Source organism: Butyrivibrio sp. AE2015 (assembly GCF_000420825.1).
Lineage (GTDB): Bacteria > Bacillota > Clostridia > Lachnospirales > Lachnospiraceae > Butyrivibrio.
Map to the genome: position 1 here is coordinate 37585 of NZ_ATVR01000022.1, position 20143 is coordinate 57727.

At 39.7% G+C, this 20143-nt stretch carries 19 protein-coding genes; 5 read left to right on the top strand and 14 right to left on the bottom strand.

The window, feature by feature from the left end:
* Positions 1 to 16: 16 nt before the first annotated feature.
* Genes G585_RS0111120 through pheA form a run of 3 tightly spaced genes read right to left on the bottom strand, consistent with a single transcriptional unit; the run spans position 17 to position 4884 of the window.
* Positions 17 to 2170: an RNA degradosome polyphosphate kinase gene (locus tag G585_RS0111120; RefSeq protein ID WP_022775041.1), complete on the bottom strand. Its 2154-nt coding sequence runs from the start codon at positions 2168 to 2170 to the stop codon at positions 17 to 19.
* Between the two features lie 18 nt (positions 2171 to 2188).
* Positions 2189 to 3736: a Ppx/GppA phosphatase family protein gene (locus G585_RS0111125; RefSeq protein ID WP_022775043.1), complete on the bottom strand. Its 1548-nt coding sequence runs from the start codon at positions 3734 to 3736 to the stop codon at positions 2189 to 2191.
* 20 nt (positions 3737 to 3756) lie between these two features.
* On the bottom strand, positions 3757 to 4884 hold the full coding sequence (gene pheA / locus G585_RS0111130; protein WP_026663947.1) for a prephenate dehydratase: 1128 nt from the start codon (positions 4882 to 4884) through the stop codon (positions 3757 to 3759).
* Between the two features lie 126 nt (positions 4885 to 5010).
* On the opposite strand from pheA, the gene G585_RS0111135 reads away from it, so the two are divergent.
* From G585_RS0111135 to G585_RS0111145, 3 genes are read left to right on the top strand one after another with little or no spacing between them, the layout of a single operon-like run.
* Positions 5011 to 6015: a DUF5050 domain-containing protein gene (locus G585_RS0111135; protein ID WP_022775045.1), complete on the top strand. Its 1005-nt coding sequence runs from the start codon at positions 5011 to 5013 to the stop codon at positions 6013 to 6015.
* Positions 6016 to 6063: 48 nt separating this feature from the next.
* Complete coding sequence (pyrB, locus tag G585_RS0111140; protein ID WP_034482079.1) at positions 6064 to 7011, top strand: aspartate carbamoyltransferase; 948 nt, start codon at positions 6064 to 6066, stop codon at positions 7009 to 7011.
* Between the two features lie 38 nt (positions 7012 to 7049).
* Positions 7050 to 7493 carry an aspartate carbamoyltransferase regulatory subunit gene (locus tag G585_RS0111145; protein WP_022775048.1) on the top strand — a complete coding sequence of 148 codons (444 nt, stop codon included), beginning with the start codon at positions 7050 to 7052 and terminating at the stop codon, positions 7491 to 7493.
* A 72-nt stretch (positions 7494 to 7565) separates the two neighbouring features.
* Here the strand turns inward: G585_RS0111145 and G585_RS19550 are convergent, their stop codons facing one another.
* From G585_RS19550 to G585_RS0111160, 3 genes are all read right to left on the bottom strand, one after another.
* Positions 7566 to 7736, bottom strand: coding sequence for a hypothetical protein (locus G585_RS19550; RefSeq protein WP_022775049.1), 171 nt, complete (start codon positions 7734 to 7736; stop codon positions 7566 to 7568).
* Between the two features lie 180 nt (positions 7737 to 7916).
* Complete coding sequence (locus tag G585_RS0111155) at positions 7917 to 8474, bottom strand: CAP domain-containing protein (RefSeq protein WP_022775050.1); 558 nt, start codon at positions 8472 to 8474, stop codon at positions 7917 to 7919.
* A gap of 134 nt (positions 8475 to 8608) precedes the next feature.
* The gene (locus G585_RS0111160) at positions 8609 to 9376 is read right to left on the bottom strand and encodes a class B sortase (protein ID WP_022775052.1); all 768 of its coding nucleotides are present in this window, start codon (positions 9374 to 9376) and stop codon (positions 8609 to 8611) included.
* A gap of 99 nt (positions 9377 to 9475) precedes the next feature.
* Here G585_RS0111160 and G585_RS0111165 point away from each other — a divergent pair, with 99 nt between their 5' ends.
* Both G585_RS0111165 and G585_RS0111170 read left to right on the top strand, forming a co-directional pair.
* A complete protein-coding gene (locus tag G585_RS0111165; protein ID WP_022775053.1) occupies positions 9476 to 10399 on the top strand; it encodes a CPBP family intramembrane glutamic endopeptidase in 924 nt (307 codons plus the stop codon).
* A gap of 64 nt (positions 10400 to 10463) precedes the next feature.
* Positions 10464 to 11765 (top strand): DNA polymerase Y family protein, encoded by a 1302-nt coding sequence (locus G585_RS0111170; protein ID WP_022775054.1) that lies wholly within the window; start codon positions 10464 to 10466, stop codon positions 11763 to 11765.
* A 24-nt stretch (positions 11766 to 11789) separates the two neighbouring features.
* Here the strand turns inward: G585_RS0111170 and G585_RS0111175 are convergent, their stop codons facing one another.
* The 8 genes from G585_RS0111175 to G585_RS0111210 form a co-directional block, all read right to left on the bottom strand.
* Entirely contained in the window at positions 11790 to 12707 is a 918-nt protein-coding gene (locus G585_RS0111175) for an RluA family pseudouridine synthase (protein WP_034482086.1), read from the bottom strand.
* 44 nt (positions 12708 to 12751) lie between these two features.
* Entirely contained in the window at positions 12752 to 13000 is a 249-nt protein-coding gene (locus G585_RS17920) for a Fur family transcriptional regulator (RefSeq protein WP_022775057.1), read from the bottom strand.
* Between the two features lie 17 nt (positions 13001 to 13017).
* On the bottom strand, positions 13018 to 13383 hold the full coding sequence (locus tag G585_RS0111185) for a heavy-metal-associated domain-containing protein (RefSeq protein WP_022775058.1): 366 nt from the start codon (positions 13381 to 13383) through the stop codon (positions 13018 to 13020).
* A 70-nt stretch (positions 13384 to 13453) separates the two neighbouring features.
* On the bottom strand, positions 13454 to 13615 hold the full coding sequence (locus G585_RS19385; protein ID WP_022775060.1) for a FeoB-associated Cys-rich membrane protein: 162 nt from the start codon (positions 13613 to 13615) through the stop codon (positions 13454 to 13456).
* A 39-nt stretch (positions 13616 to 13654) separates the two neighbouring features.
* Positions 13655 to 15646, bottom strand: coding sequence for a ferrous iron transporter B (gene feoB, locus G585_RS0111195; protein ID WP_022775061.1), 1992 nt, complete (start codon positions 15644 to 15646; stop codon positions 13655 to 13657).
* Positions 15647 to 15792: 146 nt separating this feature from the next.
* On the bottom strand, positions 15793 to 16005 hold the full coding sequence (locus G585_RS0111200; protein ID WP_022775063.1) for a FeoA family protein: 213 nt from the start codon (positions 16003 to 16005) through the stop codon (positions 15793 to 15795).
* Between the two features lie 283 nt (positions 16006 to 16288).
* The gene (glmS, locus tag G585_RS0111205) at positions 16289 to 18109 is read right to left on the bottom strand and encodes a glutamine--fructose-6-phosphate transaminase (isomerizing) (RefSeq protein WP_022775064.1); all 1821 of its coding nucleotides are present in this window, start codon (positions 18107 to 18109) and stop codon (positions 16289 to 16291) included.
* A 363-nt stretch (positions 18110 to 18472) separates the two neighbouring features.
* The gene (locus G585_RS0111210; protein ID WP_022775066.1) at positions 18473 to 19864 is read right to left on the bottom strand and encodes a PhoH family protein; all 1392 of its coding nucleotides are present in this window, start codon (positions 19862 to 19864) and stop codon (positions 18473 to 18475) included.
* Positions 19865 to 20143: the final 279 nt, after the last annotated feature.

Sequence of the window (20143 nt, forward strand, 5' to 3'; positions counted from 1 at the left end):
TAACTTTCCTTACATTTTATATTTTCATTTCCGGCGTAAACACTCTGGAATTCTGCGGGTTTAAATTCTTAACTGCAGCTGCTGCCTCGTCGCCGAATATTTTCTGAGAATTGATCCTCTCACCCGGCAAAAGATCTTTTTTCACCTTTTCAAAAGAGCCATCATCATTCATAACATGAGCCTTTTCTGTGTCTCCAAGCTCAAGTTCAAGAATGTGCCACACCTTTTTCCTAAGTTTCTCATTCTCTATAGGGAAAAGAATCTCCACTCTTCTTTCAAGGTTTCTTGGCATCCAGTCAGCGCTACTTGCGTAAAATTCCGGACTTCCGCCATTCTCAAAGTAAAAGATCCTGCTGTGCTCAAGGAAATTACCAACTATAGATCTGACAGTTATATTGTCAGATATTCCCGGAATCCCTGTCCTAAGGCAGCATATTCCTCTAACTATGAGGTCAATCTTAACTCCAAGGCTGCTCGCTTTATAAAGCTCAGCAATAACGTCCTTGTGACATATAGAGTTCATCTTGGCGATTATCCTTGCTGGCTCACCGTTTGCAGCATGCTCTTCCTCTCTTCTGATAAGATCTAGGATCCTGTCTTTAAGCCACAAAGGAGCCAGTGATAACTTGTTCCATCCAAGTGGCTCTGAGTAACCTGAGAGCATGTTAAATACAGCTGTCGCATCCTCACCAAATGCAGGTGCGCAGGTAAATAATCCCACATCAGTATACTGTTTGGCGGTAGAATCATTGTAATTACCTGTTGCAAGATGGACATATCGCTTAATACCATCATCTTCGCGTCTGACTACCAGGGTTATCTTACAATGTGTCTTAAGTCCTACTAGTCCATATATTACGTGACATCCGGCTTTTTCAAGCATCTTGGCCCATACGATATTGTTCTCTTCATCGAATCTGGCCTTAAGCTCAACCAAAACCGTAACCTGCTTGCCATTATCCGCCGCTTTGGCAAGAGCAGCAATAATAGGTGAATTACCACTTACTCTGTAAAGTGTCTGCTTTATAGCAAGTACATTTGGATCAATAGCAGCATTCTCGACAAATTTTACAACATTTTCGAAGGTCTCGTAAGGATGATGCATAAGCACATCACCTTCTCTGATAACCTCAAAGATATCCTTATCCTTCACAAATTCAGGTACAGGCTGAGGCGATTTGTAGCCGTGTTCCTTAAGGTCATCAAAACCCTCAAGCTTATACATCTTCATAAGGAATGTAAGGTCAAGGGGACCCTCTATCTTGTAGATTTCATTTTGATCAACTCCTAAATCCGTCACTAAAAGATCAAGGAGCTTTTTATCCATATTGCTGTCAACTTCAAGCCTTATAGCCTGTCCCCACTGACGGAGTTTAAGCTGCTTCTCAATCTCTTTAAGAAGATCTTCAGCCTCATCCTCGTCAATCGACAGATCGGCATTTCTTCCAACTCTGTACGGAGCACTGGTCACAATATCATAGTTCAGGAAAAGCTTATCCACTTTATCAAGGATCAGCTGTTCAAGAAGGACAACCTTTTTATAATTGTTCTCTCCCTCTGTATATGGAATCTCGATTATTCTCGGGAGCACATCAGGAACCTGCACTGTTGCAAAATCAATCTCTCCCTTAGAATCTTTCTTTTTCAAAAGAGCTGCTATATTAAGCGTCTTATTTCTGATAAGTGGAAACGGTCTTGATGAATCCACTGCCATAGGCGTCAAAACAGGAAAAATATACTCATTAAAATATCTGTCTATATAATCCCTGTCAGGGCCTTCAAGCTCTGAAGGAACACAAACTTTAAGCCCTTTTTTTAAAAGAAGCGGTAAAAGCTCTTCGTTGTATATCTGATACTGCTTATCAACAAATGTATGAACCTTTTCAAGAACCTTTTCAAGCTGCTCAGATGCCGTCATTCCTGCTATGTCGCACTTCTGATAGCCGGCATTTATCATGTCCTTAAGTGATGCAACTCTTACCATGAAAAACTCATCGAGATTGCTGGCAGAAATGCTAAGAAACTTGAGCCTTTCAAAAAGAGGATTGCTTTCATCCTCTGCTTCAGAAAGCACTCTCTCATTGAAGCCAATCCAGCTAAGTTCCCTGTTTATATAGTACTTAGGATTTTCAAAATCCAATGGTTCTTTTTCCTTTAACTTTTTTGCCATAATATCCCCTCACTTTGATCACAACATTATTTTCTGACGAATAACCGGCTTTACACCAAATACTTCCTCAAAAAAGCTTGCTCTGTTTCCAAACATTCCCTTTTCAAGGGTCGTATCTGCCATGGTATCCACATTTATAATGAGCTTTTTGTCCTTAAGTTTTACCGTAACATCTTTAAACTTCTGCTTGTGAGTTCTGTCAAGGCCGTTGGCTACTCTCATAATAGCAGTCAATTTGGTCATTCTAAGGTAGTCCTCTCTTGAAAAGCCCTGGTAATGACCGCTTCCCCCGTTATAATATTCAAACTCCTCATGGTTGAACCTTACAACATTGGCCACAATGGCTCTTTCAATATGCGAAAGACCTATGATCTCTGTAGACATTATGATGTTATAACAGCAGTCACCCAGATACACAAGGCTTATATATTTACCACAGTCATGAAGAATAGTTGCAATATTAAGAAGAAGCCTGTCCCTCTTTGAAAGACCATGAAGTTCTGTTGTACTGTCAAAAATAGTAAGTGCGATTTTCTGTAGTGTTTCCCTTCTTGACTTACTTCCAAGAAATCTTTTTGATATATTCTGTGAACATGCGATAATGTCCTGCTCAAAATCATGTGGAGACTTTATGTAGTTCTTTTTATCTGCATACTCATAGGCTATTCCATCGCAGAGAGTAATTCCCGGAGCCCATATGTTCTCTGCCTTTGTAATATCAAGGATGCACTTTATAAGGGCACCTGAAACAAACAGCAGCGGAACGTTATCTTCAGGGATCGTGAGCATCTTGGCAACCTGCTGATCGCTCACAGAAGCTCCTTTTTCTATAAACTTCTTAAATTCTTTTCCTGTAACACTTCCACAGTCTTTCTCGGCTCTGTCAATCTTCTGAAGAAGAGGTGAGACATAATCATCAATCAGGATAATGTTCTCAATCTTCTTATCCTTCATATGCATTTTTGCAAAAACCTGAAGCTGCGAATTTACAAGTTCAGGAATAAGCTCCATATATCTGGCCCTGGTGGCCTGAACCTGTTTCATTGCCGTGTGGAGACGAAGCACACCCATTTTGAGGTTCTGAGTGGCAAAGAGAGCATCCTTTTCAAAAAGAGATATCTGTATACTGCCACCACCGATATCAACGATGGCTGTAGGTCTTGAAATAACCTCTTCAAATTGATCGTATTTTAAGGCGATTGATTTATAATCCAAAAATCTCTGTTCTGAGTTACTCAATATATCAATATGAATGCCGGTCCTCTGCTCTATAAGATCCCTGACGATAAGAATGTCAGAAGTTTCTCTTAAGGCACTTGTACCATAAGCCTGATAGTGTGTAACATCATAGCTTCTCATTATCTTTTTGTACTCAGAAAGTATCCTTATCATCTCATCAACATGCGCTGAAGAAATGTGACCTGATGCATATGTCTCGCTTCCTATATCCATTCTATGCCTGATATGATCAAGTTCATGGACCCCCCTGTCCATTGAAAGTTCAAATATCTTGAGTGCAATCTCGTATGAACCCACATCTACTGCTGCAAAAACTTCACCCATCATAAAGAAAATACCTTCCTTTATCAATAATTCCCAAGGATCCTGAGCATTTTTGCTTCTTCCCTGAGGCCTCGCAGTGCGTTCTTCACGGCACTGTCTGACAGATTCCCTTCAAAATCGATAAAAAATCTGTACTCCCAGTTTCTGTCCTCAATAGGGCGAGACTCAATCTTGCTCATATTAAGATCATTGTAAATAAAATGTGACATAAGATGATAAAGAGCTCCGGCCTCATGCGGAATCTCCATTATGAGGCTGACCTTTTTAGCATCCTTGCAAAAGATCTTCTGATTGGTTACCACTATAAATCTGGTGGAATTGGAATCTGCCTGATTCACACCTTTTAAAATAACATCAAGTCCATAAACGCTTGCTGCGCCTTCGCTCGCGATTGCAGCCTGCGATTTATCTTTATCCTCTGCAACTTTTCTGGCTGCAAAAGCATTGTTCTTCATGCTTATCTGCTGTATATCACTGTGTTCTGACAAAAATCTGGCGCTCTGCATAAGGGACTGTGGATGAGAATAGACTTTTTTGATATCCTCAAGCTTTGCCCCCGGAATGCCTAAAAGACAGTGCTTTATCTCTATGATCTGCTCGCCAACTATATAGTGCTCGTATTCAGCCAAAAGATCATATATCTCACTTACTATACCTGCTGTAGAATTCTCAATTGGAAGGACAGCAAAGTCACAGCTTCCATCCTCCAAAACAGCCATAGCATCTCTAAATGTCTCAACAGGAAGGGCATTTACATCTTCTCCGAAAAAGGCCTTCATAGCCATTTCTGAATATGATCCTGCTGCTCCCTGGTAGCAGACTCTTGAATTCTTCTTATCAATTCCATCCACCTGAATGAATGGAAGTTTTCCTGACGCCCCTGCCTCAGAAAGTTTCTGATACTGAAGCTTTCTGCTCATGGACATCAGCTGTGAAAAGAGTTCTTCAACGCCCACCTTATTAAAATCAGAATGAGCAAGTTCTTTTACCGCTCTTAGTTTTATATCTTCTCTCTCTTTATCAAAAACCTTTTTTCCATTTGCTATCTTGTAATCAGCAACTCTGGATGCAATGTCCATTCTCTTTTCAAAAAGGTCAACTATCTGCCTGTCTACAACGTCAATCTCATTTCGCAGTTCTTTTAAGTCCATATCAAACACTCCAAGCATTATTTTTTGGCAATCTCATACCATAAAGTTTAGCTTAATTATCCCTTGATAGCAAGAAATAACGCGCATATAATGGTTATAAGGTAGTTTCGATGAGGGGTGAAACGCATGAGCAAAAGAGCAATTCTTATTGTTTCTATCGTTATGCTGTTAATCATAGGACTGGTGGCTGTATATATCAACGAGCACACAATTCCTATGTCTGCTTCTGATTCCGGCAATTCAGCGGGAAATCTCCATAACAACGGATATTTTTTTGAAATGGATGGCAAAGTATATTTCTCAAACCCTTATGACAACAATTGCCTTTATTCAATGGAACTTGATGAATCCAAACCAAAGCGCCTAACAAGCATGGGCGTAAAATACATCAATGGAGCAAATGGACTCTTATATTTTTACATGGATTCAACTTCTATCGGTAAGGGTGTCAGCGGACTTGGAAATGCAACCAATCAGTACGGAATCTACAGATGCAAGATAGATGGTGGTAATCAGACATGTCTTTTGCGCGATTTCTGCGGTGAACTTGCTCTATGTGGTGAATATCTGTACTATCAGGTAAAAACAGATGGCGGTTCTATAAATAAAATCCGTGTAGATAAAAAGAATAAAGCTCTTGTTGCACCTGAAATGATCTCACCTGTATGTTATGACAACGGGGTCATCTATTACACCGGGGTAACAAACGACCACAATATTCATGCTATGTATACACAAAGCGGTGATTCCACAACAGATGTGATCCAGGGCAGCCTCTGGTTCCCTGTCGCTTGGGGCGGCTATATCTATTATTTAAATGCAGCTTCCAATTACAGTCTTTGGAGAACCAATCTTTATTCTGGCGAAACTGAGCTTATTACCTCAGACAGGATTGATTGTTTTACTATGAATGATCAGTTCATTTACTACTCATATTCCAATGCAGATTCCCCTGCCCTTCGCAGATGTGCACTTGACGGTTCAGGGAAAGTTGATCTTTACGAGGGAATCGTCAACAGTTTAAATTTAACATCACGTTTTATATATTTTAAGGTTTACGGACAGGACGATGTGATGTATCATATGCCTTTGGATGGATCTGCTCCTGCTTCTTTATTTGTTATCTATTAAGCAGGAACGATTAACAATATATATAAATGAGGAGACGGTATGAATAATTTGCGACACATGATGAATCCTCTAGATTTCTCGGTTGACGAGCTAGAGGCTCTGTTCGATGTTGCTGGTGACATCGAAAGAAACATGGACAAATACGCGCATATGTGCGACGGCAAGATATTAGCCACCTGTTTCTACGAACCAAGTACCAGAACAAGACTTAGTTTTGAAACTGCAATGTTACGACTTGGAGGTAAGTGCCTGGGCTTTGCAGACGCCGGTAATTCTTCAGCCGCCAAGGGCGAAAGTGTTTCCGACACTATAAGAGTTATTTCCTGTTTCGCAGATATATGTGCGATGCGTCATCCCAAGGAAGGTGCTCCAATGGTTGCAGCTTCTAAATCTCTTATTCCTGTTATCAATGCAGGTGACGGTGGTCACCAACATCCCACTCAGACACTTACAGATTTATTAACTATCAGATCTTTATACGGCGGACTTAATAATTTCACCATCGGACTTTGTGGAGACCTTAAATTTGGTCGTACTGTCCATTCTCTTATAAATGCCCTTACAAGATACAGCGGCATTCATTTCATTTTCATTTCACCAAAAGAACTTAAAGTACCCGATTACATAACAGAAATGCTTGACTCAAAGGGCATAACATATGAAGAAGTTATCAAACTTGAAGAAGTAATGCCTCGTCTTGATTTCCTGTACATGACAAGAGTTCAGAAGGAAAGATTCTTTAATGAAGAGGATTACATCCGCTTAAAGAACTTCTATATACTTGATAAAGCTAAGATGGCTCTGGCAAAAGAAAAAATGTATATCCTCCACCCTCTTCCACGTGTAAATGAGATTTCAGTGGAGATAGATTCAGATCCAAGAGCCGCATATTTCAAGCAGGTTCAGTATGGACTGTACGTAAGAATGGCACTCATATTGACATTGCTTGACATGACAGACGCCCATATGAATGAAGGTCTGCTTAGAAAATTCTAAGCAAGCTTTTAAACATCAGACCTAAGAAAGAGGTAAATATGTTAAATATTGGAAAAATTGAAGAAGGCTTTGTTCTGGATCATATCCAGGCAGGTAAGAGCATGCAGATCTACAAGCATCTGGGCCTTGATAAACTTGATTCAACAGTAGCCATAATTAAAAATGCCAAAAGTAAAGTTATGGGAAAAAAAGACATTCTGAAGATAGAATGCGATATAGATTCTCTTGACCTTGATGTCCTTGCTTTTATTGATCACAACATCACTGTAAATGTAATCAAGGACGGACAGATCATAGAAAAGAGATCTCTCGTACTTCCAAAACAGATCGAAGGAGTTATCAAATGCCATAACCCAAGATGCATTTCTTCGATTGAGCAGGAACTTCCACAGATTTTTTATCTTGCAGATGAAAAAAATGAGATCTATCGCTGCAAATATTGTGATGAGAAATATTCAGAAGGTGACGTGGTATCGCACTAAAGAGAGTAAAAAAAGAAGGACAGCTGCCTGGATGAACATCATCCTCGCAGTGTCCTTTTTCTTTGTGATAAGTTATTTAATGTATCCGTTTTGTCTGTAGTAAATATCATCCCCGTGTTTTACACGACGTTTTTCTTCGTTTCTAAGCAACTCCTGCATGTAAGGATTATCGTTGGCTCCGGATACTGAAATTGGAGTCGTCTCCTTGTTTACATAGATATCCTTTGATGATTTTCCAAACATAATTGTGTACCTCCCTCATGAGATAATTGTACCACTATATCGTTAATTTTAAAACGCCATGCCCCAGGCTCGGAACTTTCGTTCCTCGCTGGAGCGGCTTCGCACACGGTGTTTATTCGTAAAATTAAAGCGATATGGCACATTTGCTAGCAAATGCCATATCGCTTTAGCTTTACTCACTTAATATCCGAACTCCTGTGCCCAGTACCAGCTGCCGTCGCCTGTCTGGCAGATGGCAATACCAACTGTTTTGTATCCGCTATCCATAATGTTTGCGGCATGGGTAGGTGAATTCATCCATGCTGCATAAACGCTGTCCGCTGACTGATAGAGCTTTGCAAGATTCTCACCGTACTGAACGTTACTGTTAACTGTCCAGAATGCTGATCCATCAGGCCTTGTGTGTGAGAAAGAAGTTGTAATCTCATTAGCACGTACCTGAGCTGCATCTGTAAGAGCGTCGCTCCATACAAGTGCTGCAAGCCCCTGCGCTGCTCTCTGCTGATTCATAAGGTTAAATACTGCAGTGCAGGCATCTAATGCCGCCTGGCTTGATGCAGCGGATCCTGCAAGAGCAATTGCTTCATCATCAATATATATTTCGCCTTCGCCTTCGTGGATACCTCTGGTTGCAGCCTGATCATCGATTGCCCCTTCCTTAACTGCGCCGCAGGCAATGAATGTGCAGGTCAGAACGCCAGCCACCACCAAAGCGATCAACTTATTCATTCTCTTCATAAACACTCTCCTGTGTATACTACTCCATGTTTCTGATTTAATAATATCGCATCTATATTACTCATTCAATTAATTCAAAATGTTTTTTTTGTAAACCAATAATAAACATTCATCAGCTTGATCAAGAATTGAAATTATTTTTCCCATCCATTCACCTTTAATGAATGAACCACAAACCTTTGACTGCCTCCTGCCCTTCCACTACAGGTAGAAAGTGTAAGAATACTGTTTCCACTTTCAAGATCAAGTTCTGATGGAATCTTATATGCTGAATGAGTCTGGATAAAAGAAATAAAATCCTTATACTCATCAAGATTTGAAACTACTGAATAAGCACCACTTCCAACTTTGGTAATGTAATAAGCAAATACTCTGTACTGATATACATGGTCCTTAGTATATATGTAAATATATGGATCATTCTCAAGAAGAGATTCATTTTCCTTTTGATAAAGTTCCTTTAACCTGCCAAACATGGACTTATCTTTCATGTTATGGCCGAAGATAATATCATGATACCCTTTAAATCCCGCATCACTCATAACATCTTCAAAAATACAACCCGCTTTATTTTTTTCTAGTTCAAAGGTCTTGTAAAGATATTCGTCAACCTCAGACTCTTTTACCACAGGATAACTTATTTCAAGACAAGGAAAATAAATCCAGGCAGTGACGTCAGGATTTATCTCTTCAAGCTTGTCAAAGTTAATATTAAGCACAGGATAATCGACTATCTCCGCTTCATCTTCCGGAATATAATCGACAGCCACGCTTCTTATGTGATCGTATTCATCAGAAGCAACCTGATATTCCTTCTGATCAACATAGATCATCACGCCTTCATAAATAATTATGACCAGACATATAATTAGTGCAACAATTCTTATTACTTTCTTTACCATTTTTTCTCCCCTTCACAAATTATTATAAATCATTTGCTAATGCATAACAAATATACGATAATTGTGAGTAGTAGCATTTTTTATGAGGAGAAAATTCATATGGAGAAAAAAGAAAACAAACTTATAAGTTTTATCAAAAGCTATCACACAGACAACTTCAAATTGAATGATTTTATTCTTATTCCTTTCATTCTTGCATATTTTCTTATAGTTTTAGGCCAAACAGTAGGAAATCTGATTATCAGTTATCCTGCATCAATGATAATCAATGATACCAATTATGATTATATTGCTTTTCTTGCGATGTACGCCAGCTTCATAGGCATTTGGATAGTTATTCTACTGTGGTGCCTTATTCCTTCAAACAGGCCAATATTCGGAGCTGTTTGGAAAAAATGTAAAGGAAACACATTAAAAAAACTCGGAATTGGCCTTTTGATCGGTTTTGTCACGAATGGTTTCTGCATTCTTCTTGCTGTCTTACACAAAGATATTTATCTCTATTTCTCAGGAGCCAATTTCTTTGCACTTTTGGGCATTTTCATAGCAGTATTTATACAGTCATCAGCAGAAGAGCTTCTATGCAGAGGCTTTCTCTATCAGAGAATTAGAAGAGGTTACCGCCACCCTGCCGTAGCAATTATAGTAAACGCTTTGTTTTTTGGCATTTTGCATCTAGGCAATCCTGGTGTCAGCCCTTTAGCTATTGTCTCCATAGTTGTTGTAGGCATCTGCTATTCAGTGATGGTCTATTATTGTGACAGCTTATGGATGCCAATGGCAGCCCATGCAGCATGGAACTATACCCAGAGTATTGTTTTTGGACTTCCAAACAGCGGCCTTGTATCCAAGTTTTCATTATTCAAACTAGATGCATCAACAGCAACAGACAGTTTTTTCTACAATGTTGGGTTTGGTGTTGAAGAAACAATAGTTGCAGTATCCGTAAACGTCATATGCGCAATAATTGTTGTCGTGTGGGGCGTAAAAAACAAAAAGAAGCCTACAAATATCTGGGAATAATGACTAATAAAAACATACAAAAAGAATCATTGCGCCGAACTTTTGTTCGGCGTATTATATTGTTATGAATGAGTTTAATCAATCCGAAAATGAAAAAATAATATTTCACATAGACGTCAACTCTGCTTTTCTTTCATGGTCAGCTTTAAAAAAGCTTGAGGAAGAGCCCGGAAGCATCGATCTTAGGACAATACCCTCTGCTGTTGGAGGCGATGTCAATTCAAGGCATGGCATCATTACTGCCAAATCAATCCCTGCCAAAAAGTATGGAATTGTCACAGGTGAGCCAGTAATAAAAGCGCTTCAGAAATGTCCTAAACTCGTCATGGTTCCTTCAGACTTTACCACCTATAGGCGCTACTCTCACGCATTTATTGATATTCTAAAAAAGTATTCTCCACTTGTGGAGCAGGTTTCTGTAGATGAGGCATATGTTGATTTCTCGGGTACAAGGAATCTTTACAGGCATTTAGAAACGAGTGAACACCCATTTCCACTGTCAATTGCCTATGCCATAAAGGATGAGGTAAAAAACAGCCTTGGATTTACTGTAAATGTCGGCATCTCCAATAACAAACTTCTCGCCAAGATGGCCAGTGATTTTCAAAAGCCGGACAGAGTACACACTCTTTTTCCTGATGAAATTCCTTCCAAAATGTGGCCACTCCCTATAAGGGACCTTTTTGGTTGCGGCAAAGCCACTGCAGAAAGGCTTGAGAGCATAGGTATCAGAACTATTGGCGATGCTGCAAACAGCGAACTGACTTTTTTGTGCAGTATCCTTGGTGAAAACGGTGGGAAATACATTTACGCAAGCGCCAACGGAATCGGAAGCAGCAATGTTTCTGACGAATATGACGATGCCAAGAGCTATTCCAATGAGACCACTCTGTCCTATGACCTAAACGCCGACAACTATGACAAGGATATAGGAGGCATTCTAAAATGGCTCTCTGAGAGTGTTTCAAGGAGGCTGAAAAGAGATAATGTTTACGGTAAAACTGTCACAGTAAGCGTAAAAACAGGGAATTTTAAAAGACATTCCTGCCAGATGGGACTTGAAAGCTCCATAAATGATGCTGATAAGATCCTAAAGCATGCAAAAGAACTTGCTGATAAGCTTCTTCTTGGTGATAACGGCCTTTTCATCAAAGGTGAAGTTATAAGGCTTGTGGGAGTCGGTGTCAGTAAAATGGATGATGGCAGTTTCCATCAGCTTAATCTCTTTGAAGATATCATGCCACAGAACTCAAAATCGGTAAAAGAGCCTTCAATATCAGAGGACAAACGAAAAAAACTTGATGCCATGACACAGAAACTCACTTCTGCCTATGGCAAAGACATAATCAAAAAAGGAATAAAATAAAAAATGAAGAATGATCCTTAAAGGTCACTCTTCATTTTTTATTACAATCTTCATATCATCAGGCATTGGTGCCAAAAAACGCAGTTCCTGTCCTGAAATCGGCTGCATAAATAAAAGTTCGCATGCATGAAGAGCCGCCCTCTCCATCCCATGGTTATCAGCTATTTCTTTTCCGTAGAGACTGTCTCCCAGTAAGGGATGCCCTATATAAGACATGTGAACTCTTATCTGATGGGTTCTTCCAGTATCAAGTTTAAGTCTCACAAGTGCAAAATCGTCAAACTGTTTTTCAACCTTGTAATGAGTGACAGCTCTTTTCCCGTCATCTCTTACTTCTCTGACCATCTTTTCCTTGGGATTCTCCCATATTGGAGCATCAATGGTTCCTTGTTTTTCAGAAAAAACTCCATCGCAGAGAGCAAGATACTCTTTTCTCCTGGACATATCAAGGCACTGCTCAGAAAGAAGCGCTGCGCTGTATCTGTTCTTGGCAAAGATAATAAGCCCGGATGTTTCCCTGTCAAGTCTGCCGATCACTCTTATAACGTGATTCTGACCTGTCCTGTTATAATAGCCCATTAGTGCATTGCTCAGTGAATCGGTAAAATGGCAGTATGAAGGATGAACAACCACATTACCCTGCTTATTAACTACAACAATGTCTTCATCTTCATAGACTATATCTATTGGATCATCACTAGGAACAATTTCTGAAGCATTGTCTGTATCTTCATAAATCCTGACTACAAGCTCCTGCCCGGGCCTTATTTCATCAATGATCCTGACAGCCTTTCCTTCACACATAACGCCGTCTTCAAAGAGCTTGCATCTTGTTACTTCCCTGCTTGAGAGCTTTAATCTTTCACGCATTATATCGCCTGCTCTCATAGCTCCATCTTCTATTTTTAATTTATAATTGATTTCTCTATAGCTGTTATTCATACGTAGCATTATAACCAAAAAAAGAATAACAGGCAAAATACCTGTTATCCTCTGTTTTCATTATTGATCTCGATCATATCGATCCTGTTTATCACTCCAATATCTTCAAGTACCCGGATCATTCTGTAGACAGTAGCCATTCCTACGCTGTTGTCCTTTGCCATGACTTTATAATATATATCTTTACAGGAAGAATGGTCATTTCCCATAATAACATCAACTATCAGTTTCCTCTGTTTGGTAATACGGCATCCGTTTTGTTTAAGTCTGTCTATAACCTGTTCACTGCTCATACTACTGTTTCCCCTCCTTATAGTGCCTCCACACTTATAACTTCATAGCCAGCCTTAGTTATGGTGTCACAAATAAGGCTTTCAGGAATCTCCTTGTATAAAGAAACATATGCTGCCTTTTGGGATAACTTAACTTTTGCCACTACCCCATCCAGCTCATCAAGTTTTCTTTCAACCCTGTTCTTACAGTTATCACAGTGCATACCCTCTATCGTCACTTTAAGTTTGGACAAAGGCCTTCCGGCTATTTTCTTTTTGGGAGCTTTTTCTTTGGGGCCTCCACAGCATGATCCCTCTCCCTTCATATGCTGGACCGTTCCTCTGACAGCGAAGAAAAGAATCACAGAAATAACCAAAATAATTATTATATTGGAAACGTTCAAACTGTTACCTCCAACAGATACTAATACAAATCTAGTGCCTTATCTGCCTGACAAGACACTAGACATCTGATCATTGTTTTTTTGTTAAAGAGCTACATACTTTTGCTTTGCTGCAGTTTCCCGCCATTGGACATCCTATGCACTGTGTGCCCTTTTTCTTTTCCTTATAGATATAAAAAACGGCAAGTCCAACACAAAGTATGATTATAATCGAGATTAAAATATCTATCATGATAACTCCTAACTAACAATTACTTATGACTTCTAAATATCAACCAAGCTTGTACTCAAGTACCATCTGCTTCTGGTTTCTCTTGATAATAAATACAATGATTGCTGCAAATACTGCTACTGCAACAAGTCCGCCTACAAAGCCTGTTCCAACAGAACCTGTTGTGATAAGTGTACCAATCTGGTATACAAGGAATCCAACTGTAAATCCTGTTGCAAGCTGGAGTCCGATCGCACCCCAAAGCCACTTAGCAGACTTCATTTCTGAGTTCATAGCACCAAGTGCTGCGAAACATGGTGGTGTATATAAGTTAAACATAAGATATGCAAGTGCTGCAACCTTTGTTATTCCCATAACTGCTGCTACTGCATTTCCTTCACCGATAAGCTCAAGTTCCTCTGTATCAATGAGGTTAGAGATAGCATAAACTGTAGCGATTGTTCCTACAACGTTCTCTTTTGCAATAAAGCCTGTGATAGCTGCTGCAGCAAGCTGCCAGCTTACGATACCAACTACAGGTACGAGAAGGTAAGCAAATGGACCTGCTACGCCTGCAAGGATTGATGTGCTCTCCATTCCCTCTTCAACAGGCTGGAATGAGAAGTCAAATGTCTGCATAATCTGAACTACTGTGTTACATACTAAGATAACTGTTCCAGCTTTAACGATATAAGCCTTACCTCTTTCAAGCATTGACTTAAGTGCAAATGTAAGACTTGGAACCTTGTACTCAGGAAGCTCAATGATGAAGAATGACTTTCTGTACTTCATACCTGTAACAGCCTTGATGAGAAGTGCTCCTAAAAGGATAAGGAGGATACCACCCATGTAGCAGATGAAGCTAACCCATTTTGATTCAGGGAAGAATGCACCTGCAAAAAGAGCAATAACAGGAAGCTTAGCTCCACATGGCATGAAAGTTGCGAGCATAGCTGTTGCACGTCTTTCTCTCTCATTTCTGATTGTTCTGCATGCCATGATAGCAGGGATACCACAACCTGTACCGATGATCATAGGAATTACAGACTTACCTGAAAGACCTACTCTCTTGAAAATAGGATCAAGAACTACTGTTGCTCTTGACATATATCCGCAGTCCTCTAAAAGAGCGATGAGGAAGTACATAACCATAACAAGTGGAAGGAAACCAACAACGGCACCAACACCACCGATAATACCATCAACAAGAAGCGCATAGAGAAGTGGATTAGCATCTGCCATAGCATCTCCAACCCATCCCTGGAAGCTTTCAATCCATCCTGCAAGGATATCTGCAAGCCATGTGCCTACTGTTGTCTGTGAGATATAGAATACAAGCCACATAATAGCAGCAAAAACTACGATTCCGATAACCGGATGAGTAATAATATTATCAATTGTATCGCCAATATTCTTATCTTTTGTAAGAACTTTACGGTTTTCAACATCTGCTACGATCTTATTTACAAAATCAAAACGCTTTCTGTCAGCTTCTTCAACTTCAGCCTTATTAGAAAGGTCGATATTTCCTTCTGAATATGCTGCCTTCTGTCCTTTTCCCTCAAGTTCAGCAGCAGCCTTAACAACTTCCTTAAGACCCGTTTCTGATGTTGCAACTGTATTTATTACAGGACAGCCAAGCTTTTCTGATAAAGCCTTGGCATCAACTTTGTTTCCTTTTTTATCATTGGAATCTGTCTTGTTAAGTGCAACTACAACAGGAATACCAAGCTCAAGAAGCTGTGTTGTGAAGAACAGGCTTCTGCTAAGATTTGTTGCATCAACAATGTTTATGATTGCATCAGGATGCTCATTTTTAACGTAACCGCTTGTGATACTCTCCTCTGATGTAAATGGTGACATTGAATACGCACCAGGAAGGTCTACAGCGATAAGCTCCTTGTCCCCATCATAGAAGCTCTTTTTAATAGGACTCTCCTTTTTGTCTACTGTAACGCCCGCCCAGTTACCTATTTTTTCATTACGACCGGTGAGAGCATTGTACATGGTAGTTTTTCCACTGTTTGGATTACCAGCCATTGCGATTCTCATTTCTTTTCCTCCTGAAATAAACTAATTGTATTTTATTTATCAGGGACGCACCTTACGATGAATCCGAGCAAACTAAGTTACTTATGGCTAACAGCCTGCGAAAAAATATCTGGCATAAATTGATATGCCAGTTTTTCAGATAATGATCAGATTGAAATAGCGCTTGCAAGTTCAGGATCGATGTTATATCTCGCATCCTTTATCGCAACTACAAGATTACGCTTCTTATCTACAACTGTGATCTTCTCTCCGCTATAGCATCCAAGTGAAAAGAGAAAACCCTTCATATCCTCATCATCACCTGTATCTACACCAGTAACTACATACTCTTGACCAAGTACAGCTTCATTTAATGTCATATCAGTACTCCTTTTTGTTACCTTTTGCTAACCGAATGTTAGTTTATTCTAACTGATATTTTTTGTCAACAACAGGTTTTGTACAATTTAATATTTATTTTTTTATTAGGAAAATTATAATGATTTATGTTAGCATTTGCTAACTTCTTTTTCTAAATAATATCCTTTTTGAAAAATAATGTCAATAAAATGTTGATTAATTTTTGATAAAGGAGATGGCTTTAAAGGAATCTTCTATTAAATAAAAAGAAGCCACTATAAAGCGGCTTCTTAATATGTCTTTTTATTCTACTGTTACTGATTTAGCAAGGTTTCTAGGCTGATCTGGATTATTGCCCTTACCTATTGATGTGTAATAAGCAAGAATCTGAAGTACTACAACAGATTCAAATACAGACAGTTCATCTCTTACTTCAGGTATACTGATATGAACATCGCATACAGTACTATCTGTGATTGCTTTATCCTTGCTGATCAGGATAACATACGCTCCCCTTGCCTTAACTTCTCTTATGTTAGATACAACCTTACTGTAAACAGCCTTTTGAGTCGCGATAGCTATAACAGGAGTTCCCTCTGTTATAAGAGAGATTGTTCCATGTTTGAGTTCTCCTGCAGCATATGCTTCAGCGTGAATATAACTGATCTCCTTGAGTTTGAGAGCACCTTCCATAGAAAGAGTATAGTCAAGACCTCTTCCAATAAAGAAAGTATCCTCAGCATTGGCCATACGATTAGCCTGAGCTGCTACTTTGTCTTCGAGCTTTAGAACCTCTTCTATCATAGAAGGAACATTCTTAAGACCTGATATAAACTCTCTGATCTCAGACTCTGTAGCCTTGCCTGTTACAAGGCCAAGCTTACATCCTATAAGATACATTGCTGCAACCTGAACGGAATAAGCCTTGGTAGATGCAACTGCAATCTCTGGACCAGCATGTGTATACAGGACATAGCCACTCTCATGAGCAATTGTTGAGCCCTTAACATTAACAACAGCAAGTGTTCTTTCTGTATACTTCTTGGCAAGACGCAGAGCCTCAAGTGTATCTATTGTCTCACCTGACTGTGATACAACGATAACAAGAGTGTTTGCATCTATAGTAGGTCTTTCGTATCTAAACTCCGATGCGATAGCAACCGTAACAGGAATCCCAAACTTATTCTGAATAAGTGTACGTCCCACATTACCTGCATACATAGCTGTTCCACAGGCAATAATAGTGATATCGTGCACACCTTCAAAAAGTGAATCCGGAATATTGTCATCTTCAAAATCAGGAAGAAGGTCCTTAACACGAGGATTGATAGTATCTGCAAGAGCTCTTGGCTGCTCATGGATCTCTTTTATCATATAGTGAGGATACCCGTCCTTCTGAGCTGTTGATACATCCCAATCAACTGTAAGGTACTCCGGCTCTACTACATTTCCTTCCATATCCTCTAGCGTGATACTCTCATCCTTTAGTGTAAGGATATGGTACTCAGGTACTACAAAGTAGCTATTGGTAAATGAAATAAACGCCGTAAGGTCCGATGCAATAAAAGAACCTTCACTATCAGTATGCGTAGCTACAAGCGGACTGACATTACGAACAGCATACACTTCTCCCGGGCGGCCTTTAAACAGAATACAGAAAGCAAAAGAACCTTTTAATTCACTAACTGCCTTTCTAATAGCTTCCTTTGGATCTCCTGAATAGTTTTTGCTGATAACAGCTGCTGCAACCTCTGTATCAGTCTCAGACTTAAGTTCTCCCTTAAGACCATACTTCTCTATAAGTTCGTGATAGTTTTCAATGATTCCGTTATGTAGAAGAGTAACATCACCAAACTTATGAGGATGCGCATTGGCATTGGTAACTCCACCGTGAGTAGCCCATCTGGTATGACCAATACCTGTAGTCGATGAATTCTCATCATCGCAGATAGCGCGAAGATCCCCTACCTTTCCTGCAGTCTTTCTAATGGAAACATGATAGCCGTTATCCTTAAAAAAAGCTATTCCTGCGCTATCATAACCTCTGTACTCAAGTCTCTGAAGTCCATCAAGCAGAATGTCCTGAGCAGGCTTATGTCCTGCAAATCCAATAATTCCACACATATATATAAATCCTTTCTTGTCAATGTACGTAGTGATCTGGTGATATTCATCCTATAATGAATATCTCCCGCCACACTATTAAAAGTCGCATGACAGCAGCTAATTTGTTGCCGGATCATTCCGGTATTTATATCTGCCTACGCATTCATGCATACGTCCGGGCATCCGCCGAATAATCTCGATACTCCCGAATCCTCGTTAACCGCTTCCCCGCGGTACATGGCGCTAAAGTTTCTAAACTTTTCGAAACTTGAGTCCTCCTAACACTCAAACCACATTATCTTAGCATATCTTATTAACAAAGGAAAGAAAAACTGGCTTATGCAAAGCGCATAAGCCAGTCAGATCAAGCTCATTATTCAATTAAAAATACTTCTTGTCCTTCATTCTCTCAATAGCATCCATAGCAAGCTTACTTCTTTCGCACTCAGCTGCAGAAAGGGATATCTGCCATGCATAAGGACTTCCTTTCATATGCTCTGAAGCATATGACAAGCCATTTGTCCTCTCATCAAGAAAAGGTCTGTCTATCTGGTTAGGATCACCTAAAAGAATTATCTTGGTGTCCTTTCCGGCTCTTGTGATGATTCCTTTTGCCTGAGTTGGAGTCATGTTCTGAGCTTCATCAATAATAAGATAGGTCTTAAGGATTGACCTTCCTCTGATGAAGTTTAGTGCTTCACACTGAACGATTCCTCTTTCAAAGACCTCATCTGTCTTTCCCTGCAGCTCTTTTTCATCCTTATATCTTTCTTCTTCATTGGAGTCAATGAGCTGCTCAAGGTTGTCGATAATCGGTCTCATAAGAGGTGATATCTTCTCCTGTTCATCGCCGGGGAGAAAACCAATATCATCATCAAACTGAGAGTTTGGTCTGCAGACAAGAATCCTTCGATATTCACCAGTCGGTCTGTTTATCATCTTTTCAAGACCTACAGCAAGTGAATAAAATGTCTTGGCTGTACCAGCCATGCCCTTTACAATTACAAGTGGAGCCACCTCAGCAGGCTGCATAAGTGCTTCCTGAAGGAAGTATTGTCCGGCGTTCCTTGGTTTAACTCCGTAAGGCTGGCTCTTTTCAAACTCAAGTTTTTTAATAAAGCCTTTAGACACACGGCCCATCTGGGTTTTATTAGTTGACTGATCTGCTCTTACAATAACAAATTCGTTTTCATACAGCTCAGGTGCATATTGATTTCCATCATCATCACAACAATAGACTTTATCAACTGGAATACCTTTTTTCTTGAAATCCTTAAAGATTTCTTCCGGCGCAAAAACAGATATTCGTCCGCTGTACTGCTCGCCATGATCCGCAACCTGTTCTGTCGTGAAGTCCTCTGACTTAATATTAAGGAGCTGTGCCTTAATCCTCATCAGAATGTCCTTGGTTACAAGAATTACCTGAACCTTGGATACCTCACTTAGGCCCTTACATACTTTCAGGATACGATTATCAGATTTATAATCTGCCATATCCTTAGGGAGTTCTACATCTTTAAAGTTCTTTTCAACTCTAAGAAGTCCCCCATTGTCAAGCTCTACACCTGCAACCAGATCGCCTGATCCTCGAAGCTGATCGAGAATTCTGATTGCCTCTCGTACATTCGCTCCTCTCTCGCCCTCATCTCTCTTGTGGGCGTCAAGCTCCTCTAACACTACCAGCGGAAGAACGACCTCGTTATCATCAAAGCACTTTAAGGCGTGTGGTGCCTGAATCAAAACGTTGGTGTCCAGTACGTAGATCTTCTTCATGCGTAGGTCCCCCTCTATTTGTATGACTTATATCGTTATTATACCACATATAGTGGTTTAGGGATACAAAATGAAAAAGATATGTAATAAAAATATATGATAATCTTGACCATTTAAAGATAGTAAATATGTGTTGTCAAACGCAATAAATAATAGAATAATTGATGAAGAAACTTAATCTGTAGATTAGGGAGAGGATTCAGATGAATGCAATTAGCATACATCAGAGTACTCTCTTTTTGTATATGCGTAAGTAAATGTGGACAGAGGGACGATTCT